Genomic DNA, 21,129 nt, shown 5'->3' with positions numbered 1-21,129 from the left:
CGCGGGCTGCTGTTATCGTTACGGTAAATCCCGCTCCGGCAACACCAACGGCAAGTGGAACCACAATATGTTCCGGTTCTACGGCTACTTTAACGGCTACTGCACCTTCCGGCGCGCAGTTTAACTGGTATAATGCAGCCACAGGAGGCACTTTGCTACAAGGTAATAGTGCAACTTACACAACACCAGCACTTTCTGCTACCACAACGTACTATGTGGAGGCTTACGCCGGTGCTTGCACCAGCGCGCGGGCTGCTGTTATCGTTACGGTAAATCCCGCTCCGGCAACACCAACGGCAAGTGGAACCACAATATGTTCCGGTTCTACGGCTACTTTAACGGCTACTGCACCTTCCGGCGCGCAGTTTAACTGGTATAATGCAGCCACAGGAGGCACTTTGCTACAAGGTAATAGTGCAACTTACACAACACCAGCACTTTCTGCTACCACAACGTACTATGTGGAGGCTTACGCCGGTGCTTGCACCAGCGCGCGGGCTGCTGTTATCGTTACGGTAAATCCTATTCCGGCAACACCTAACCCAAGTTCAAACTCCCCTGTGTGTGAAGGACAAAGTATTAACCTTACAACTAATACCGTTTCAGGAGCTTCTTACTACTGGACCGGACCTAACAGTTTTACTTCTACAAGCCAAAATCCAAGTATTTCAAATGCGACTACTTTAATGGCTGGTACGTATTATGTGCGGATAATCGTTGGACAGTGTACTTCCGCTACAAACAGCACACAAGTTGTTGTTTCGCAGCTTTCTCATGCTTCTATTCTGGGGCTTCCTGATTCTATGTGTTTGGGTGATCCGCCCATAACTTTAAGCGGGACTCCTACAGGGGGAACTTTTTCAGGATCAGGTATTTCTGGTAACGTTTTTGATCCTTCCGGCTTGTCAGCAGGCACACAAGTCGTTATAACCTACACAGGAACGGATATTTGCGGTTCTTATTCTGTTTTAGATACGATTTTACTAACTAACATTGCTTCCGCCCAAATTTTAGGACTTCCGGATACAGTATGCTATAATTTCAATAGCTTTACTTTAATAGCAACTCCAACGGGAGGAACTTTTGAAATTGACGGTAATACAGGCAGCGTTTTTAACCCTACAGCCTTAGGTAGCAATAGGTTTGTATTGGTACGTTACTTTGGTAGCGGAAATTGCGGCAGTTACGATGTACAAGATTCTGTGTTTATTCGGGCTATACCTACGGTTACATTTTCCGGATTGCCGGATTCTATTTGTGTTGCAGGCGGAACTGTTTCATTAACGGGTTTTCCATCTGGAGGAATATTTAGCGGCTCTGGTATTTCCGGAAATCAATTTTCTCCTGTAGGTTTAACGCCCGGACAATATAGTATTCAATATGAATATGCAGACGGCTGTAGTTTACAACAAGTAAGCCGAAACATTCGCATAGTAGAAGACCCACAAGCGGCTATTTTAGGGCTGCCGGATACAGTTTGTGCGCCTGCAAGCCCAATAAGCCTTACAGCATCCCCATCTGGAGGAACTTTAAGTGGAAATGGCATCACCGGAAATCAATTTAACCCTTCGGGGTTATCTTCCGGAAATTATGTTATCACATATCAAGTTGCGGGATTTTGTGGAAGCCAAACCGTTACAGATACTGTATTCGTACGGCCTGCCCCAACGGCTTCAATGCTTGACCTACCAGATAGCATTTGCGTTACCCAAGGAGTAGTAGCCTTAGCTGGAACTCCGCCTAACGGTATCTTTAGTGGGGTAAATGTTACTGGAAATCAATTTACTACAACTGGCTTAGTAGCAGGAAGTTATACAATTTACTATACCGTTATAGAAGTCTGCGGGACAGCAATAGACAGCCAAGTTGTTAGGATTATTGAACCTCAAGATGCTTCTTTCAGTGGTTTACAAACACATTATTGTGCAGGGGATACAGAGATAATTACGCTAACGCCAATAATTCCTGGAGGCTATTTCTGGTTAGATGGAATTCCTACAAATAATCCTTTTCCTGTTCCGAATACTATTGGCCCCCATTCAGTAGTTTATGATTTAGGAATCGGAATTTGCCCAAGCCGAACTACCCAGCAATTTACGGTTGAAAAAATCACCACAAATTTGTTAGATACTATACAGATTTGTATAGGAGAACAAGCCCATATTAACCTACAAGTTTCTGGAAGTCAGGGATATACTGTTCAATGGCAACCTACACAGGCGGTGGATAACCCCACTTCATCGTCCCCTAACTTTATTGATACTGTTTCTACAAGATTAACAGTTACAATTTTGGACACTACCACCGGTTGTACGGCTCAAGATTCAGTAGAAATTTTGGTTCGGCCTGCACCTGTTGCTGATTTTTATCCGTTAATGGATTCCGTAGAAGTACCTTTTATGCTGACGGTTCATAACAATTCAAGAAATGCTACCCAATATCGCTGGTACTTTGAAGGAAAAGGAGATACGATTCGGGTAGAGCACCCTGATGGTTTCTATCTAATGGAACCCGGAATGTACAACTTAGTATTAGTTGCTGCCAATGATTTAGGCTGTTTGGATACTACTGCCCACTATATCTTTGCATCAGATATTAAGCCTGCTTTGTATATTCCAAATGCATTTACGCCTAATGGAGACGGAAGAAATGACGAGTTTTTGCCATTTGGGGTTAGTATAGACCAGATTAGCTTCAAGATATATGACCGTTGGGGTGTTGAAGTTTATACCGCAGAACATATTAACAGCGGCTGGCCGGGAACTAAAAACGGAAAAGACTGTCCGGAAGGAGTTTATGTTTATCGCATTCGGTTTAAATTTGTCGGTAATAATGAATTTGAAATCCGCGCAGGAACAGTAACTCTTATCAGGTGAGTTACTGCTCCTGAACTATCTGGATTTTATGGAAAAGCTGGGAAGATCACCTCATTAAAAACCTGCAAAAGGTATTTGATGAGGTATCCGGCGGCTTTGGGGGAATATTGTTATCGAAAAATTACCCAATAGTGATAGACTATTCGCTAAAAATTTGTAATTTCGAAGCCCAAGTTCTGGCTATTGAGGCTAATTTCATGATCGCTGTTCGCATTTATAGGTTTCTTCTTGTTGGCTTATTGCTGTGCGTAACTGAAAGTTTTGCGCAGCGCCCTACCGATTTCCCAACTGACCACGATGAATTTAAAATTGAGTTTAGAAAAAGATTAGATAATTACAAAAATGACCAAGTGCAAGTCTTTTCTAAGGAATTTTATAGCTATTGGGATGACGGTAACCTAACCGCAGCAGATAAAACCCAGTTTATCAAGCGGGTAAATACGTTGTTAGCGAAAAGTTTTCGTCTAATTCCAGATATAGTTAATTACACAAAGTGTTTAAAGGCAATCAAAGACCCTGATTCTCGCCTTCGCATTCCTACGGAGCAGTTTTTTATGCTTACAGATTCTTGTCTTGCAAATTTGAACGTAGGGGAGTTTATGAACGTAATTATTAACTTACAAAAGATGGTTCAGCGTGGAATTGTTTTTGAAACCAGCCAGTTTAGTTGGGCATTTACCCAAAAAGACCCACGGCTACAACTTAAACACGATGTGATTACCAAAGACACTGTCGATCAATTTGGAAGTCCGTTTACAATTGAATACACCGCATTTGCCCCGTCAATGAGTTTTTCAAATACCGATATACTCTATGCTTCAAAAACAGATTCTACCGGTATTTACAACACCAAAGGTTCATACAACCTGATTACCAGAAGGTTCAAGGGACAAGGCGGGGAATATAATTGGAGTCGCTTGGGATTACCCCCAAGAGAAATTTATTGCACCTTTGACGTTTTTAATATCAACTTATCCCTTAACGCCTTTTCTGCCGATAGCGTTGTGTTTCATTACAACACTTTTTTACACAAAACACTTAAAGGCCATTTTGAAGAAAAAATCATTCATTATCAGAATATTAAAGATGCAAAATATCCATATTTCAGAAGCGATGAAGGAGGTTTGACGATTAATAATTTTATTCCGAATGTTACTTATACCGGAGGTTTTTCCTTGCGCGGCGTTACCAAAGTTGGTTCCAGAACAGAAGATGAACCTGCTCGCTTGATGATTAAAGACAAATATTCAGGCTTTGATTTATTAAAATTAGAGTCGGATGAATTTGCCCTAAATCCTGAAAAAATGGAAACAGACGTAGCCAGCGTAGTTTTATACCTTCCTAATGGAGATTCTATAACCCACCCATCTCTAAAAGTTGTTTATACTGTTGAATCAGGAGATTTACTGCTCTACAAAGATCCGAGAAATCCATTTTCCCACCAGCCGATGCTGAGTTCGTACCATAATTACGGACTTTATTTTGACGCAATTAAGTTTAATGCAAAGAAAAAACGAATAGAATTTTCGGCACTGATAGATAAGGAAAACAAATTTGCTGCCGTAGAATCTTATGACTACTTTAGGGCAGAACGTTTTCGGCAGTTTAAGAACGTAGTGGCATTTAACCCAATCGGGCTGCTCTACCGCTATGAAACCGAGATGCGGGAAAAGGCACTTTTGAGAGAAAAGCGCTTGGAAACTAAAATGGCAGCCGAAGAAGAACGCAAAAAATCCGAAGACGAAGGCTGGGAAACCTACACCGACCCCGCAGCAGACCCCGAAGAAACCAAACGCTTAGAAGAAGAAGCTAAAAAAGCCGAAGAAGAAAAAGCACAAAAAGAAGCAAACCGCGCCGCAGATATGCGCATCATCTATGTAGATAGATTCCTAAAATACTTTAAGCAAGAAGCCCAAAGACCCAAATTTCTGGAAGCTCTCAATGACTTAGAAGGCTCCGGATACGTCCGCTTTGATAAAAAAACAGAACGCATAACAATCCTCCCCAAACTCAGAAAATGGGCTATCGCCGCAAAAGGCGATAAAGATTATGATGTTATCCAAATCATCTCCAATGTACAAGCCGGTAATCACGCCGACATGAATTACGAAAGTAAAATCATTCAAATGTATGGTGTTGAAGAAATATCACTTTCTGACTCCCAGTTCGTCAGATTATTACCACAAGACGAAAAAGTCTTTATCAGAGAAGACCGAAATTTCAATATGGGCGGAGTTGTTCATGCCGGAAAAATAAACCTATATGGAAAAGGTTACGGGAAGTTTAACTTTGAATATGATAACTACAAAATCATGTGCGACACCTTAGATTCCCTGAAATTCAGACCCCGTAGAGACCCAGAAACCAAGAAAAATAACAGCAAGGCTTATCTTAACCTTACCAAAGCCCTCGAAAAACTCACCATCCAAGACATTATCGGAGCTGTTTATATCAATAAACCGAACAACAAAAGTAGCTTAAAACCACATCCCGAATACCCTGTATTCGATTGCTATTCACTATCTTATGTATATTGGGGAGACTCTGCCATTCAAAACGGAGTTTATGGTCGAGATCCCGCCTCTAAGGAATATCGCCTGAAATTTGAAATAGACCCGTTCGTTTTAGATAGCTTAGAAAATTTTGACATCCGAAGTTTAGAGTTCCAAGGGGAATTTTATGCCGATGGCATTATGAATAGTTTTAGAGACACCCTAAAACCCGTTGGAGACAACACTTATGGCATCGTTAAAAAAACAGATACTAACGGTGAACCCATTTACAAAGGAAAAGGGAAACTCTATGAAGGCCAAGTTGAAATGAACGGAGATTCCTTTCACGGCAACGGAAAAATTGACTACTTAGCTACTACCACCGAAAGCGACTCCTTTATATTTCATTTTGACTCCGTTATGGCAGTTACCAGAAAATTTTATCTGCCAAAAACAAATTATAAAGGAACTAAATATCCCGAAATCAAAGCCGGAATTGTGGACTATAAATGGTACACTCAACGTGATGAGCTCGTTTTAACCACCAAAGACGAAAATATTGAGTTATTTGCCGGCGAAGCTAAGTTTAAAGGAAAAATTATCATAACGCCTCTCGGCGTAAAAGGATCCGGACTTATGAAAGTCGGTGAAATCGAAATAGAAGGTAACGATATGAATATCAACGAAATGGATTTTACCGCTCCGAATGCTACATTTCGTGTAGCAGACAAAAAAGACCCGGGAATTACCCATTTTATCGCTAAAAAAAGCGAGGTTAAATATAACATGGCAAATCACCGCTCAGAATTTGAATCAAAAGTAAGTGCCGTTGATAGCCTAAATTCAGAATTCCCCCAACTTAACTATAAAACCTCTCTCGGAAAAGGTATCTATGACAAAAACACAAATGAAATTAGCATGACCGCTAATAGCGTTTATCAAAATAAAAACTATTTTACATCTACAGACCCAAAACAAGAAGGCTTAACGTTCCCCGCAACTTCAGCTGTTTACAATACCGAGAAAAAAGAAATATCCATAGACGGTGTAGAATATATCTACGTAGCAGATGCCAAAATAATGCCTGATAGCGGAAAAGTTAAAATACGCTCCGATGGATTTATGGATAAATTTAGGAACGCTCGCGTAGAGGCTAACATTAAAACGAAATATCATCAATTTTATGAAGGAAAAATTGAAGTTCTCTCAAAATATAAATATCTCGGCGAAGCTAAATACAACTACATCGTAGTCAATGGAGAGCAGCAGGTTATCCGGTTCAATGATATTCATGTAAAGTCAGACACTACAACGGAAGCTCTCGCGGTTATTCCACAAACCCAAAATTTCTTTATTACGGAGCGTATCTATTTTAGAGACACAGTATTGTTAACGGCAGGGCAAAAGTATATGTATTTTTCAGGAGACGTTCGGATACAGTCTTCCAATACTTTCTTATCAGATTCTTGGTTTGAATTTCACGGCGTTGTGAACCCTGATTCGATATACATTCCCATCAATAATCCTCGAAATAGAAAAACCAATGCCGAGCTAACCGTAGGGTTGCACTACGGCCCTGAACGCAGGCTGTTTTACTCTAACTTTTTGCAAGAACGAAAAGCTGGAAAAGATACCGATATATTAACAGCAAAAGGCGGTTTGACATTTGACCGAGCTACAAAGGAATTTAGAATCGGAACAGAGAAAAAACTGATCCAGGAAATGTTCCGCACACCGGTAGTTAGCTATGACGATTCCGCCAGAGTTATCACCTCGCAAGGATTTTTTAACGTTCCCTATCACTTAGAACCCAATACAGCCTCATACAAAATGGCCGGTATCTGGCGAGACGACCAAACCAAAGGCGAAGTAAAACTCAATGTCTGTATGGGTATGAATTTTAGCGTGTTACCGGAAAGAGTAACCCTAAAACTATCAGACCTCTTTACCGCCCTAACCCTAAACAGCCCAGATATTGACTATACCCCCAGAATTACCCACGAATCTATAGCAGAACTTATCGGAGACGCTGACCCAACGGAGGAAAAAACAAAAGCCTTTGTAACCTCTATCAATAAAATGCGGACAATCAAAGATATAAAAATTGCTAAAGACTTGCCATTCACCTTTTTATTTTCAGATTTAAAATGGACTTGGGAGGATAAATTCAAAACCTTCTACGTTAGTGAACCGGTTGGCTTAGTAGGTATTGGCGGCGTACCCATCAATAAAATGCTAAACGCAAAAATCGAATATACCATTGGTAAAGCACTGCCTACGGGGCAAACATTGGCAGATACACTTCGTATGTATGTTGAAATTGATGAAGATAACTGGGTTTATTGCACATTTGCAGATAACGTGCTAAAAATTGTTACTCCTTTTGAAAACAAAGGCTCTTTCAACGAATTAGTTGGTATAGAAGTAGATAAACTCTCAAAACGGAAGCAAGACCCGAATAAAAAAACCTTTGAACTACTATTGGGAACTACCGCTGACAAAGAGAAGTTCACAGAAACATTCGTCAAAAAATACATACTTAAAGAATAAAACATAAGAAGTCTAAAGCCTGCCGCTGTATGGTTTATTTTTTAAATAACTTGCGGATTGAAACACTGTTTTTATGAGTATGCTATGGGCTAAATTATGGCGGCGTAAATCTGTTCAGGAAATTATCACTACGGGTGAAAAGACTACCGATAAAGAGGCGTTAAAAAAGAGCCTGACAACAATAGATTTAACGGCAATGGGAATTGCAGCCATAATTGGAGCGGGTATTTTTTCTACCATTGGAAATGCTGCCGCTGAAGGTGGACCTGGCGTATCCCTATTATTTGTTTTTACGGCAATTGCCTGCGGCTTTTCAGCCTTGTGTTACGCAGAATTTGCCTCTGTATTGCCGATTGCCGGCAGTGCCTATACTTATGCGTATGTAGCTTTTGGTGAACTCGTTGCGTGGATTATCGGCTGGGATTTACTGATGGAATATGCCATTGGAAATATCGCAGTAGCTATCTCGTGGTCAGATTATTTTACAAGCTTGTTAGCTAACCCTGCCCTCAACATTCATTTACCAGACTATTGGACTATGGATTACCTAACCGCCCAAAGCGGCTATGAACAAGTGCTGAAAGAAATTCAGGTAGGAAAAGAACTTTTATCACTTGATAAAAGCCTACAAGCTGCTTATCAGGCATGGCTAAACGCCCCACAACTATTTGGTTTACATATTATTATGGATCTTCCGGCGCTATTTATTACAGCAATTATTACTACATTGGTTTATATAGGTGTTCAGGAATCCAAACGCGCTTCTAATGCTATGGTCGCAATTAAACTAACGGTTATTATCGGCGTGATTATAGTTGGTTTCTTTTATGTAGATACCCAAAACTGGTCTCCATTTTTTCCCAACGGCATTGGTGGAGTTTTGAAAGGAGTTTCAGCGGTGTTTTTTGCCTATATTGGTTTTGATGCGCTTTCTACCACAGCCGAAGAATGCAAAAACCCGCAGCGAGATTTACCGCGTGGTATGTTTCTTTCCCTGATTATTTGCACTATATTATATGTTCTTATTTCCTTAGTACTAACCGGTATGATACCTTTTTCATTATTAAAAGTAGGTGATCCATTGGCTTACGTTTTTGAGCACCATGGGATGTCCAAAATATCTGGTATCATTGGAGTTTCTGCCGTAGTAGCTATGGCAAGCGTTTTGTTGGTATTTCAATTAGGGCAGCCCAGAATCTGGATGGCTATGAGTAGGGACGGATTACTACCGCCAATTTTTGCCAAAATACACCCAAAATTTAAAACGCCTGCTTTTTCTACCATAGTAGCTGGACTATTAGTCGCACTCCCGTCACTTTTTTTTAACCTAACGGAGGTTACTGACCTTACAAGTATTGGTACTTTGTTTGCCTTTGTATTAGTGTGCGGAGGGGTTATCCGGCTACAAAATGACCCCGCTTTTCAGCAACGTAAGTTTAAAACTCCTTTTATAGATGCCCGCTATGTGTTGCTCCCGCTTGCAGTTGCTATTTTAGTATTTGTACATTGGCAGAACCCAGATTTCTGGCAAAAAGAACTTTCTCTCGATGATATTCAAAGTACTTTTTGGCATAAAATCCCTTTTTGGATGTTTGTAGTGTTATTTATCAGTCTTACAATTCAATCATTTAGGCAAAAATTGCCCGCAATACCAATTTTAGGGCTCCTGAGTTGTTTTTATTTGATGACGGAGCTTAAACTTTCAAACTGGATTGGCTTTGGTATTTGGTTGCTGATAGGGTTAAGCGTTTATTTTTTATACGGCGTAAATAATAGTCGAACAAAAATCACTCAAAAACTTTCCTAAGTAGAGTAATTTATTAACTTTGCGGCCTGTTCGTTTAAAAATCCAGAAATGTATTACGTTTTAGTTGGTTTAATTGTGTTGGTATGCACTGTATTGGTTTTGGTTATTATTGTTCAAAACAGTAAGGGCGGGGGAATTAACAGCAGCTTCGGTGTTTCTAACATTGCAAATCAGATAGTTGGTGCGCGGCAGTCCGGTGAGGTTATTCATAAAATCACTTGGTATTTAGTTGGTGCTTTAGCTGCTCTTATAATTATTGCCAATTTCACGATTGGAGGCAATCAAAAAGAGACTAAAACCGGCTTACGTATGGGTGGGTATGTGGGGGCACCTAAAACTGACCCCCAAAATGGCCCCGGAACTCCTTCCAGCCAGCCTCAACCAACCCAAAATCCAAACGAATAACAGCGTTTTTCTGTTATTCAAAACTGTTTATTTACTTTTTATCAACCGAAATAGTTGAGCCGTAAGGTTTCCAGATTCCGGAGTCTAAACCGTAATCTGGCATAAAGTAAAGCTGGCCAGTTATTTCATTCAGGGCAAAATAAGTAATCCCCTGTGTGGTTTCTATTCGTATATCAAAAGTAAAAGTCGGAGAATTTTCAGTCCTGATCGGATAGCCAAAGGGACTCCATACGGCGTTTTGGCTATCTATGAGGTAATATACTTGCCCATTAAATTTATCTAAGGCGATAAAGACAATCTCAAGATTTTCCTTATCGTGGCCTGCGCTTTTATCGTATAGCTTAAAAGTATATTCATGTTTTTCGCTTTGGGGAATAGGGGAGGCGAAAGGAATCCATTTTCCGGCATTGGTACCATAGTCGCGCTGAAAATATATTTGGCCGGAAGCCTTGTCTATTGCAAAGAAGATAGTTCCGCCATCTTTAAAAAAGGGAACGTTCAGAATTTCATACTTGATATTAGTATTTTGTGAAAATACGCTGTTTAGCATTAAGGAAAAAATGCCCCAAAATAAGTATTTCATCATCGAGATTTGTTAGTACATTCAGTAATCCAGCCTTCTGCCTGCGCAGCAAATAATTCATAATCTTCACCAAGTGCTTGATAGCCAGTAAAAGCCTGCTCAAAGTATCTTTTTGCCTGACTATATTGCTTGTAATTAACGAGTATCATAGCAATTTCCATATCTACATCGGCAATATCGCTGGGAATATGCTGCGTATATTGCGGCAAGATATTGAGTAAGGCTTGCAGGCAAGAAATAGCTAAGTTGGGGTTATTGGCCGCACTTGCATAACGCGCTACTGCACGGTTGAGTAAAACCTCTTTTTCAATATCGCCCGCATGATGAGCCTCTTGAATAAGCTCTTGTAACTGTTTGGGATAGCTATTCAGCAAGGTTTCTAATTCTTGATACTGGTTTTCAGAAAGTTTGGAAACATCGCCTCCTTTGTCTTTCCATGTTTGATAATTAAGAATTAAACTGACATATCCGTGAACCATCTGAATATGAAATCCACTTGGGTGATTTGCATACAATCTTACAATCTCTTTGAAATAAGGGTAATCCTTAAATTCATCTTTGCTAAAAGCCGTAAACCGCATCGCCAAAAGATTCCACTCGGCTGCAAAGTCAATTGCATCCGTAGCGTTGGGGGTTTGTTCTAAAAAAGCATAAACTATTTCTTCTGCTTGATGAATTTTTTGAATAGCTTCTTCGTAGAATTCCAAAAATAGTAAGGCATGAATGAGTTTAAATATCCGCCGAATATTATCGGCATCCGGCTGGTAATATTCAGCTTGACTAAAGTAATCTAATTCGGCAGTTACAAAATCTTGTAGCTGATCCGGCGATAAGGATTCCAACTCTCTTTCTGCGGTAGTTTGCATAGTAAATTTGACAAAAGTAACTAAAAAATTTACTAAATATCAATTTTAAGTTCATCAAAATAAATTACCGATAAAATGATATTACCCACAAAAAAATTGGGTGTTTATGGAAAATATTCGGTAATTCGTGCAGAAACTCCGCTTTAAAAATTAGATTTGGTGCTATTTTTGTAATACTTTTGCATTTAAAAGTCGTTATGAACAAGGCGATTATCCTACTTGTATTTTCCTATGTATATTTAGCTATCGCGCAGCCCCAAGTAGCAGATAGATATTCCGGAGGAGGTTCAGAGCGTTATTCCTACAAAGAAAAAGGGTCGTTAAAGCGAGAAAACGTAGGACATGCTATTAACACAGAATTTGACGAGAGTGCTCCCGTTATTTCAGCAGACGGAAAAACATTATATTTCTGGAGTATGGGCAGGCCGGACGGCTATGGAATCCAAGATATTTATGTTTCTAAACAGGATTCCACAGGTAATTGGCAGCCAGCTGTGAACATAGGGCCGCCACTCAACAATGCAGAATGTAACTTTGTGATGTCTGTTACCCCAGATGGAACTAAACTTTTATTGTACCAAAAAAGTAAAAAAGCCGGCGGCTCAGACTTGGCCATCTCCAGACGCGGAACTTTTTCATGGGGCTATCCAGAACAACTAAAATTTGAAAAATATACCAACAAAGCTGAATCTTCTATTTCAGCAGACTTAGGAGCAGACGGAAAAACGCTTATCTTATCCATAGAAGGTGAAGATAGTAAAGGAGCCGAAGACCTATATGTAAGTTTCTTCGATAAAGAAAAAAAAGTCTGGACAACACCTAAGAATATGGGTAACATTAACACAACAGGCTCTGAATCAACACCTTTTTTAGCTCAAGATAATATCACTTTATATTATTCAACCAATGGAAACGGTGGTTTTGGAGGAGATGATATTTTTATGAGCCGCCGCTTAGACGATACGTGGGCAAACTGGTCTAAACCAGTAAACTTAGGCCAAACAATTAATACGCAGGGAGATGATTATTACTTTAAATTTTCAGCAAAAGCAGATTATGCCTATTTGGTTTCTACCGATAGTTCAATTGGGTTAAAGGATATATTTCGTGTGCCGATACCGGCAGAATTTCGCCCTAAACCGGTATTTTTGGTCAGCGGCCATGTTCGAGACAAAAAAACCAATAAACCGATTCAAGCAAATATTACCTATTCATACCTGCCGGAAGGTATCGAAATAGGCTCAGCAAGCACTTCTTCCGATAGCGGAGACTATCAAATTATTCTGCCCGCCGGCAAGTTATATGCCTTTCAGGCAGAAGCACCCGGATATTATGCCGTTTCTGAAAACCTAAATGGAGCCGGTTTGATTTCTTACAAACTCACAGAAAGAGACTTATACTTAGTTCCATTAGAAATAGGAGGCATTATTGAACTCAAAAACCTATTTTTCCCTACCAATAGTTTTTCCCTCTTACCCAATTCTATTCCTGAATTAGAGCGTTTATACAACTTAATGAAAATCACCCCAAATCTAACCATCGAAATTATGGGGCATACGGATAATGTAGGAGATGCAAATACAAATCAAACTTTATCGGAAAATAGAGCCAAAACTGTTGTGGAATGGTTATTCCAAAAAGGAGTGGAACCCAACCGAGTTACATCGGCTGGGTATGGCAGCACCCAACCGGTTGCTCCGAATGATTCGGAAATAAACAGACAAAAAAACCGTCGGGTAGAGATAAAAATAACCAATTTATGAGCCACACGAACCCTGCAGAAGAAAACCCATGGATAACACATACTGCCGAATTAATGTACGAAAATCCGTGGATACAGATCACAGAATATCAGGTTACAAACCCCAGCGGAAAGCCGGGTATGTATGGCGTTGTTTCTTTTAAAAACTATGCAGTTGGTGTAATTCCCTTGGATTCAGATGGTTATACTTGGCTGGTTGGGCAGTATAGGTATCCTTTGGGTATTTATTCTTGGGAGATTCCGGCTGGCGGATGCCCGCAGCACGAGGCACTTATAGAAACAGCGAAAAGAGAACTTTCCGAAGAAACAGGACTCATTGCTCAACATTATGATCAAATCCTATTCATGCACCTCTCTAACTCCATTACGAATGAAGAAGCCTACATCTTTTTAGCAACAGACATTCAATTCGGTACAGCACAACCCGAAGAAACAGAGCAACTTCAAGTCAAAAAGGTTCACTTTTCGCAAGCACTTCAAATGGTTTTAGAAGGCTCTATTACAGATTCTTTGTCGGTAGCCGGTATTCTTAAAACCCAGCTACTGCTACAGCAGGGTTATCAAAAGCATCAAAAAAATAACTACTAATGAATAGCTTTTTCCCAAATCTGAAAGCTAAATCCATATAGATGCTTTCCGTCCGGCGGATGATATACGGTTTGAATAGGTTTCCAAGAATTTAAAATTGCTGTATCAAAAAATACATCACCTACTACCCGAGCATGAACCTGGGTTAGGTAAATAGCTGATAACCTGCTGTCTAAATAAGTTTCTTGAAATATTTGCCAGCCCCCGATTACCCAAACAACCTTAAAGTTGAATTGCTCTATTTCTGCTAATGAACGAATTAAAGTTATTCCCGGTTGGGGTTGCAAGGTCTTGGATAAAACTATGTTCGTTCGGTTAGGCAAAGGCTTTCCAATCGAAAGAAAGGTGTTTTTCCCCATCAAAACCACCCCATTTGTGGTAAGTTTTTTGAAATGCTTTAAGTCATCCGGTAAATGAAATGGCAGTTTATTTTGGATTCCGATAACTCCCTGTTGGTCAGTGGCTAATATCCAGCGAAGTTCCGTCATACAGCAATATCGGCTTTAATAGCCGGATGCGGGTCGTAGCCAAATAGCAAAATATCACTATATTTGAATTTATCTATTTGGATAACGTCTTTGTTCAGTTCTAAGGTAGGCAAATCTCTACATTCACGGGTAAGTTGTGTATTTGCTTGTTCTATATGATTTAAGTAAAGATGAGTATCTCCTAATGAGAGGATTAGCTCACCCACACTCAAGCCGCAAACATGGGCTACTAAATGGGTCAAAAGTGCATAGGAAGCTATGTTGAATGGAAGCCCTAAAAAGGCATCTACGCTACGCTGATACATTTGGCAGGATAGCCGGCCATCCTGCACATAAAACTGAAATAAGATATGACAAGGAGGTAAAGCCATACTGGGAAGTTCGGCAACATTCCAAGCACTAACAAGTAATCTTCGGGAATTGGGATTGGTTTTGATTTCATGGATAACGGTTGCGAGTTGGTCAATTGATCCACTATTTGGCGTTTGCCATTTACGCCACTGAACACCATAAACAGGCCCTAAATCTCCGTCAGAATCAGCCCATTCATCCCAAATCGTAACTCCATTTTCACGCAAAAACTGAATATTGGAATCTCCCCGAATAAACCAAAGTAACTCATAAACAACGGATTTAAAATGAATCTTTTTGGTAGTAAGTAGCGGAAAACCATCAGCTAAATTAAAGCGTAACTGATGCCCAAAAATACTCAAGGTGCCTACGCCTGTGCGATCATGCTTTTGATTGCCCGAATCAAGAATTAAGTGCAACAAATCTTGATACTGCCTCATAACTAACTATTAACGAGCATAATATAACCAAAGTAATCCAAGAATGATATACTGAATAACTGCTAATGCAGTGTAAAGCAAGCCCGGAAACCAACGTCTATTGGTAAAATACTGCACTACAGAAACTATCAAAATAGTCGTATTTACATGTATAATCCCCCAAAAACCAGTAAAATTAAACCGATGAAGGGCTACATTCCGGCCAAAATTGGAAGCCATAAAATAAATAGCACAAGAAGCTAATGCTATCCCCAAAATAGCACCTACCCAAATCCAAACCTCTGAACTCTTTTTATAAACAAAATAGTTACCTGCAGCGATGGTCAGGGCAAACAAAAAAGTAAAGTATAATAACTTTGGAAAAACCGGATTCATAGAACACTCCTATATATAAATATTATTGACAAACGAAAAAAACTTTTAGGCTACAAAAGTTGGGCATAAAAGTAAATATCTTTATTGTTGGAGAAACAAAGATAGCTAAAAATAGGAGAAAATCAGATTTTTAAAACCGATGAAAGAGAAAATAATGATGTTTTTTCTGTTAAGGGTTCAAGATTTTATTCTTTTATTTCGGCAAAGTTTTGCACATAACATCCGGGCATATCGTCGACAGTACCTACGAAATAGCAGCCGACGTGTGTCCAATTTAGTTTAATGACATTCTCACGGTGCCCTCGGCTTGCGATTCCGCCATCTATTAAAAGTGCGATGACGGCATCTCGGGGGCTGGAATCACCTACTAAATTTTCACTCCCATCGAGATAGCTGCTTCCCAATACTTTTCTGATTCGGTCAAACGGGCTGGAGTTATCAGAGCCGGTATGCCCCATATATCCACGTTTTTTTTCGTCAAGACCGTGATTCTTAGCACATTGATATAAGCGGCTATCCGGAAGTAGTGGCTTCATGGGCTTTAGATTCTTCAGAATCTCTACGATTTCTTGACCGGCGAGCCACGTGTCAAAAGAAGTCTTTCCTTCGCTAACTAAGTAATTTGCAATAATATCAGCATAAATTGCCGGATAGCATCGGGCAAAGTTTATCTCTTTGATCATTTCTTTTTCACTTTCAGCCAGATATTTTTCATTAGCAGCGGTGTTGATGCGTTTCATATCTACCGCAGCTAAGGTTTCAGGAACTTTTTTCCATGAAAATTCAAATTGCTTTTTAGCAGCATCGCAGTGAGTTCCGATAAAAACGTGAATAGACTTATACTTATCGTTAAAGTAGGTTACTTCGTTACTATAAATCCCGATATGGGTATAATCAGGGCTTAAAAAAGTGGTAAAATTTTCTCTGATAACTTTATTAATTAAAGAATCCGGATTTTTGTCGTTTGTACTAAAGCCGGCGTAGCCACAAAAACTCTTGGCAAAACTCCCATTATTGCGGCTATTAGAACTCCCTTCAGCTTTTGCCTCCCGAAATAAAGAATCTGACCAAATTATTTTGGGCGAGGGCGGTATTTTCTCAAAAAGATTATCCACACCTTGAATATGCTGAAATAAGCTTTTGTGTTTCAAATAGTATTCTTTGGGGCTTGTTCGGAAAGAATTAATTTCATCGAACATTTTTTTCTCATAACCTATTTGCCCATAGCTGCAAAAGCCGATAAAAGACAAGAAACAGAAAAAAAATAGCTTAAATATAATATGATGGTTCATTGTTTTGGATGAATTATTTGGAGGATTTCTACTAATTAGACTATTAATAACTAATTGATAACTAAAATAATATATAAATTAATTGTTGTATATTTATGAGCAATAAATATACAACAGCACCACGATATAAACAAGGAATAAAGGATTATTTGATAAAGCAGAAAGCCATCAAAATATTCCGCTACAAGCAAGTTGTTTTTACTTAAATGTCATAAAACTAAATACCTGATAAATAGATAAATAATATTTAAAAAAATGATTTTCAAATATTGAATTACCAAAAAACACGTTATATTTGTTCTGGTTTGAGAAAATTAGTAATAGGATTTTACGCTTTACTTCAAATCAATTTAAAAAGATTTTTTAGAACTATCCTTATGTTTGATTAACTGTTAATTAAAACTGTTTTATGAAAAAAATATTAAAATTTTCAGGCTACTTTTTGATTATTATTCTTGTAATAGTAATTGGGGTTCTATCGTATCTAAAACTTGCATTGCCTAATGTTGGCCCTGCGCCAGACATGAAAATAGAGATAACTGCGGCAAAACTTGAACGGGGAAACTATCTCGCTAATCATGTGATGCTTTGTATGGACTGTCATTCTACGCGCGACTGGAGTTTGTTTTCAGGCCCTATGATTGCTGGCACTGAAGGAAAAGGCGGAGAAATATTTGACCAAAAACTGGGTTTTCCCGGAAAATATATCGCACCGAACATTACACCGTATCATTTGCAAGACTGGTCCGATGGTGAAGTTTTCAGGGCTGTAACAGCAGGCGTATCAAAAGACGGCAGAGCGTTATTTCCGGTTATGCCACACCATCTATACGGACAGCTTGATAAAAAAGATGTAGAAGCCGTTATTGCATATATCCGAAACCTAAAATCAATTGAAAATAAAACAGAAATCTCATCATCTGATTTTCCGATGAATTTTATCATCAATACTATTCCTAAAAAACCAACCTTTGGTAGTATTCCGCCTCAAACAGATAAAATCAATTATGGTAAATATATGATCACTGCTGCAGGGTGTATGGACTGCCATACCAAACAAGATAAAGGTGAATTTGTCGGAGAATTATATGCAGGAGGTTTTGAATTTAAGCTACCAAATGGATCTATAGTTAGGTCAGCAAACCTTACTCCTGATAAAAATACAGGACTTGGCACTTGGACAAGCGAACGATTTATTAATGAGTTCAAAAATTATGCTGATAGTTCTCATATAAACCCAAAAATTGCTCCTAATGAATTTCAAACGTTAATGCCGTGGACAATGTATTCAGGCATGAATAGGGCGGATTTGGAGGCTATATTTGCTTATCTACAAACGCTAAAACCGGTAAATAATCAGGTGGAGAAATTTATTCCAGCAAAATAAATTTACCCTAAAACACGTTTTGAGTTTCTTTTTCTCAAAACGCACCCGCTTTTTGCGCTTTAGATAAGGCCAAAACTCACTTATTTGAACAGATTTATAGAGATTTTGTCTATTTGATTCATAAATTATACATAAAAAATCTCAATATCTCTGATACCACTATTTGTTTGCAGTGTTCTGATTATCATATATTTAACATTATTATCTATACCCTTCATTGCTATTCTTATACTCATACCAAAAAGGCTTCAGATAGTTGGTACATAAATATTTCTGAGTTATGTATTTTTTCAATCTATTTTTAGGTATTTTTGTGCCTTGATAATGAGGATAGGCTATTAACTGTTAGTTTTGTTTCAAGCATGAATTGTAAAGCTACTCCTTATTACTAAGAATTTTATCATATTTTGTAAACCATAACCAAAAATCAAAGAAATGAACATTTACATTTCAAATATAAGTTTCAGCACAAGCACTGAGAGCTTACGGGAGTTATTTGCAAGTTACGGAGAGGTAACTTCTGCTAACATTATCACAGACAGAGAGACTGGGCGTTCACGCGGATTTGGTTTTGTCGAAATGCCAAATGATGCAGAAGCACAGAAGGCTATTGACGAACTCAACGAAACCGACTTCGAAGGCAAAACAATCATTGTTAATGTAGCTCGCCCTAAAACAGAAAGAAGCGACAGAGGTGAATTTAAGCGTAATAGCGGCGGTTTCAACAACCGTGGCGGCGGTGGTAGCGGAGGCTATAATAAAAAACGCTATTAATTAACTTTAAAACGGATAACAAGGTAGTTAATAATATCAATCCGTTTCTAAGTTTTAAATAGTGTAAAAAACTTTATCTAACGATTCAGGGGGGCTTCGTACTTTTAAGTGTGAAGCCCCTGAATTGATGTGGCGAAAATCCAAAAGACTTTCGCCACATCAAAAGTAATTACCTTATATCCCTTTCAGTAGTAAAAAAATCAGCATTAGTAACTGTACATAGAAATATACTAAGCACTATAAATCAATGTATTAGGGGGCAAAATTTTGTTAGTTGCCAATGTCTGAATTAGAAGTTAAGGGTTAGTTAGGAAACTCGCGACTCTCTAAGAAAAATGAAAATTACGGCTTCCTGATTCTACTATACTCTAATAACAAAGTTTCATTCAGAAATACAAATACTCGTCCTAAAAACTCTACATCCCTATTGCAGTGAGTTTTAAGATTCAGTAGTTAGAACCAATTGAAGTTTATCTTCCAAGAAAGCTATTTCTAAGTCTGTTAAGGCAGGAAAAAGCGGCCAGGTAATTACCCTATCAAAGGTTTGTTCTGACACTGGAAAACTTCTACCGTTATCTCCGAAATACTGTTGATAATAGCTGAATAAGTGAACCGGCTTAAAATGACGAGAACATTGTATGCCGTGCTGATAAAATTCTTGGTAATAATAATCAATTGGGTGCTGAAAGCGTTCTTTTTCTAAGTGTATGATAGCTAAATGATAGGCTGATTTACAATCTGGTGGCGGCTGGTATAGTGAAGCACCCTCTATGTTATCTATGATATTACTCAGTCGGTCGAATATATATTTTCGGCGTTGCCACGAGTTTTGTAATTTCTGAAGTTGTACTAACCCGATAGCAGACTGTATGTCAGTCAGGTTTGCTTTGTATCCCGGGGCTAAAATATCGTATTGTTTCCAGATGCTATTTTGATGTCTTTGAATTGGTTCGAGACTAAGTCCGTGATTTCTCCATATTCGTAGAGATGCTTCTAAGGTAATATGTTTGGAGATAATCATGCCGCCTTCTCCGGTAGTCATATTTTTATTTGGGTAAAAGCTGAATACGCCGCCGTCTCCCCACAGGCCAGCCGGTTTATTCAGAACCTCCATTTCTATGGCGTGGGCGCAATCTTCTATTAGCAACAGGTTATGTGCTTGGGCTATTTGACTTAGTTCCAGGATTCTATGGGTAAATCCGGCTACGTGAACCGTCAAGATAGCTCGTGTGCGGGGGGTTATACATTTCTGTACTTGGTCAAGGTCTAAATGCAATGTTCCAGGGGCAATATCTGCCAGCACCGGAACCAAACCGGCCTGAATAATCACATTAATGCTGGCTGCAAAAGTGTAGGGCGTAGTAATAACTTCACTACCCGAGGGAATATCTAAAGACTTTAACAGCACTAAGAGGCCGGAAGTACACGATGCTGCTGCTACTGCAACCGGTGCTTGACGATATTCTTTAAAAGCGGCTTCAAATGCGGCTGTTTTAGAGCCGGTTGTTAGCCAATTGCTCTGTAGCACTTCTGAAACGGCCAAAGATTCTTCTAAACCCAACAAAGGTCGGTGAAACGGAATCTTCATAGCACAACCTCTACATAAGTGCGTGAACAAATTCCCTGCAATGGCGGCTGTACCTTGCTTACTCGTATCCGAACGGACTTTATAGTAGAAAATCTTTGTAAAATATTGCTTCCAATTTCATTCGCTAAGGTTTCTAATAGTTTACGCGGTTTTGACATTGTAGCTTGAATTAAAGAATATATTTGAACATAATCAACGGTATCTTGCAAGGAATCGGTTTGGCTTGCCGGAATAACCGGAGCCGTTAAATAAACATCCACCACAAACTTTCCACCTAACGACCGTTCTTGGGGAAAATGCCCATGAAAACCATAAAATTCAGCACCCTCAATAGCAATAAGCCCATAGCCGGCAAACTGTTCTTCGACCATAGAATAAATGTATCTTGAAAAATTAACTTTATCTATAACGCACAAAAGTATAAAAAACTTACTAACTGATGTTACGCAGCATTAAGTAGTATTTTTAAGACTTGGTGTTAATAAATGCTGTAATTCTTCCTTTG

At 39.0% G+C, this 21,129-nt stretch carries 16 protein-coding genes; 8 read left to right on the top strand and 8 right to left on the bottom strand.

Annotated elements, in window-relative coordinates:
• From LC115_13790 to secG, 4 genes are all read left to right on the top strand, one after another.
• Nucleotides 1–2,876 (top strand): gliding motility-associated C-terminal domain-containing protein (locus tag LC115_13790; protein MCZ2357740.1); only part of this gene is annotated, 2,876 nt, incomplete at its 5' end.
• A gap of 131 nt (nt 2,877–3,007) precedes the next feature.
• Nucleotides 3,008–7,918 carry a hypothetical protein gene (locus tag LC115_13785; protein ID MCZ2357739.1) on the top strand — a complete coding sequence of 1,637 codons (4,911 nt, stop codon included), beginning with the start codon at nt 3,008–3,010 and terminating at the stop codon, nt 7,916–7,918.
• Nucleotides 7,919–7,997: 79 nt separating this feature from the next.
• Complete coding sequence (locus tag LC115_13780) at nt 7,998–9,725, top strand: amino acid permease (protein MCZ2357738.1); 1,728 nt, start codon at nt 7,998–8,000, stop codon at nt 9,723–9,725.
• Nucleotides 9,726–9,773: 48 nt separating this feature from the next.
• A complete protein-coding gene (gene secG / locus LC115_13775; GenBank protein MCZ2357737.1) occupies nt 9,774–10,130 on the top strand; it encodes a preprotein translocase subunit SecG in 357 nt (118 codons plus the stop codon).
• 31 nt (nt 10,131–10,161) lie between these two features.
• Here the strand turns inward: secG and LC115_13770 are convergent, their stop codons facing one another.
• Together LC115_13770 and LC115_13765 are read right to left on the bottom strand one after the other, a co-directional pair.
• Entirely contained in the window at nt 10,162–10,716 is a 555-nt protein-coding gene (locus LC115_13770; protein MCZ2357736.1) for a hypothetical protein, read from the bottom strand.
• Nucleotides 10,713–11,579 (bottom strand): hypothetical protein, encoded by an 867-nt coding sequence (locus LC115_13765; protein ID MCZ2357735.1) that lies wholly within the window; start codon nt 11,577–11,579, stop codon nt 10,713–10,715. The genes LC115_13770 and LC115_13765 overlap by 4 nt, the downstream gene beginning before the upstream one ends.
• Nucleotides 11,580–11,776: 197 nt before the next feature.
• On the opposite strand from LC115_13765, the gene LC115_13760 reads away from it, so the two are divergent.
• Nucleotides 11,777–13,342 carry an OmpA family protein gene (locus LC115_13760; protein ID MCZ2357734.1) on the top strand — a complete coding sequence of 522 codons (1,566 nt, stop codon included), beginning with the start codon at nt 11,777–11,779 and terminating at the stop codon, nt 13,340–13,342.
• Complete coding sequence (locus LC115_13755) at nt 13,339–13,929, top strand: NUDIX hydrolase (protein ID MCZ2357733.1); 591 nt, start codon at nt 13,339–13,341, stop codon at nt 13,927–13,929. Before LC115_13760 ends, LC115_13755 begins: the two co-directional genes overlap by 4 nt.
• On the opposite strand, the gene LC115_13750 is transcribed toward LC115_13755, so the two are convergent.
• From LC115_13750 to LC115_13735, 4 genes are all read right to left on the bottom strand, one after another.
• Nucleotides 13,926–14,417 carry a dihydrofolate reductase gene (locus LC115_13750; protein ID MCZ2357732.1) on the bottom strand — a complete coding sequence of 164 codons (492 nt, stop codon included), beginning with the start codon at nt 14,415–14,417 and terminating at the stop codon, nt 13,926–13,928. The two genes, LC115_13755 and LC115_13750, sit on opposite strands and share 4 nt — an antisense overlap.
• Entirely contained in the window at nt 14,414–15,208 is a 795-nt protein-coding gene (locus tag LC115_13745; protein MCZ2357731.1) for a thymidylate synthase, read from the bottom strand. The genes LC115_13750 and LC115_13745 overlap by 4 nt, the downstream gene beginning before the upstream one ends.
• Before the next feature lie 9 nt (nt 15,209–15,217).
• Nucleotides 15,218–15,583: a hypothetical protein gene (locus tag LC115_13740; protein MCZ2357730.1), complete on the bottom strand. Its 366-nt coding sequence runs from the start codon at nt 15,581–15,583 to the stop codon at nt 15,218–15,220.
• A 185-nt stretch (nt 15,584–15,768) separates the two neighbouring features.
• Nucleotides 15,769–16,782, bottom strand: a complete 1,014-nt coding sequence (locus LC115_13735; protein MCZ2357729.1) for a hypothetical protein — start codon at nt 16,780–16,782, stop codon at nt 15,769–15,771.
• A 502-nt stretch (nt 16,783–17,284) separates the two neighbouring features.
• Here LC115_13735 and LC115_13730 point away from each other — a divergent pair.
• A complete protein-coding gene (locus LC115_13730) occupies nt 17,285–18,262 on the top strand; it encodes a cytochrome c (protein ID MCZ2357728.1) in 978 nt (325 codons plus the stop codon).
• 435 nt (nt 18,263–18,697) lie between these two features.
• On the top strand, nt 18,698–19,036 hold the full coding sequence (locus LC115_13725) for an RNA-binding protein (GenBank protein ID MCZ2357727.1): 339 nt from the start codon (nt 18,698–18,700) through the stop codon (nt 19,034–19,036).
• 439 nt (nt 19,037–19,475) lie between these two features.
• On the opposite strand, the gene LC115_13720 is transcribed toward LC115_13725, so the two are convergent.
• A complete protein-coding gene (locus LC115_13720; GenBank protein MCZ2357726.1) occupies nt 19,476–20,624 on the bottom strand; it encodes a DegT/DnrJ/EryC1/StrS aminotransferase family protein in 1,149 nt (382 codons plus the stop codon).
• Complete coding sequence (folB, locus tag LC115_13715; GenBank protein ID MCZ2357725.1) at nt 20,621–20,995, bottom strand: dihydroneopterin aldolase; 375 nt, start codon at nt 20,993–20,995, stop codon at nt 20,621–20,623. Before folB ends, LC115_13720 begins: the two co-directional genes overlap by 4 nt.
• Nucleotides 20,996–21,129: the final 134 nt, after the last annotated feature.

The organism is Bacteroidia bacterium, assembly GCA_026932145.1.
GTDB lineage: Bacteria > Bacteroidota > Bacteroidia > J057 > JAIXKT01 > JAIXKT01.
The sequence above is the reverse complement of the archived record's forward strand: the minus strand, read 5'-3'. Positions and strand labels throughout refer to the sequence as shown.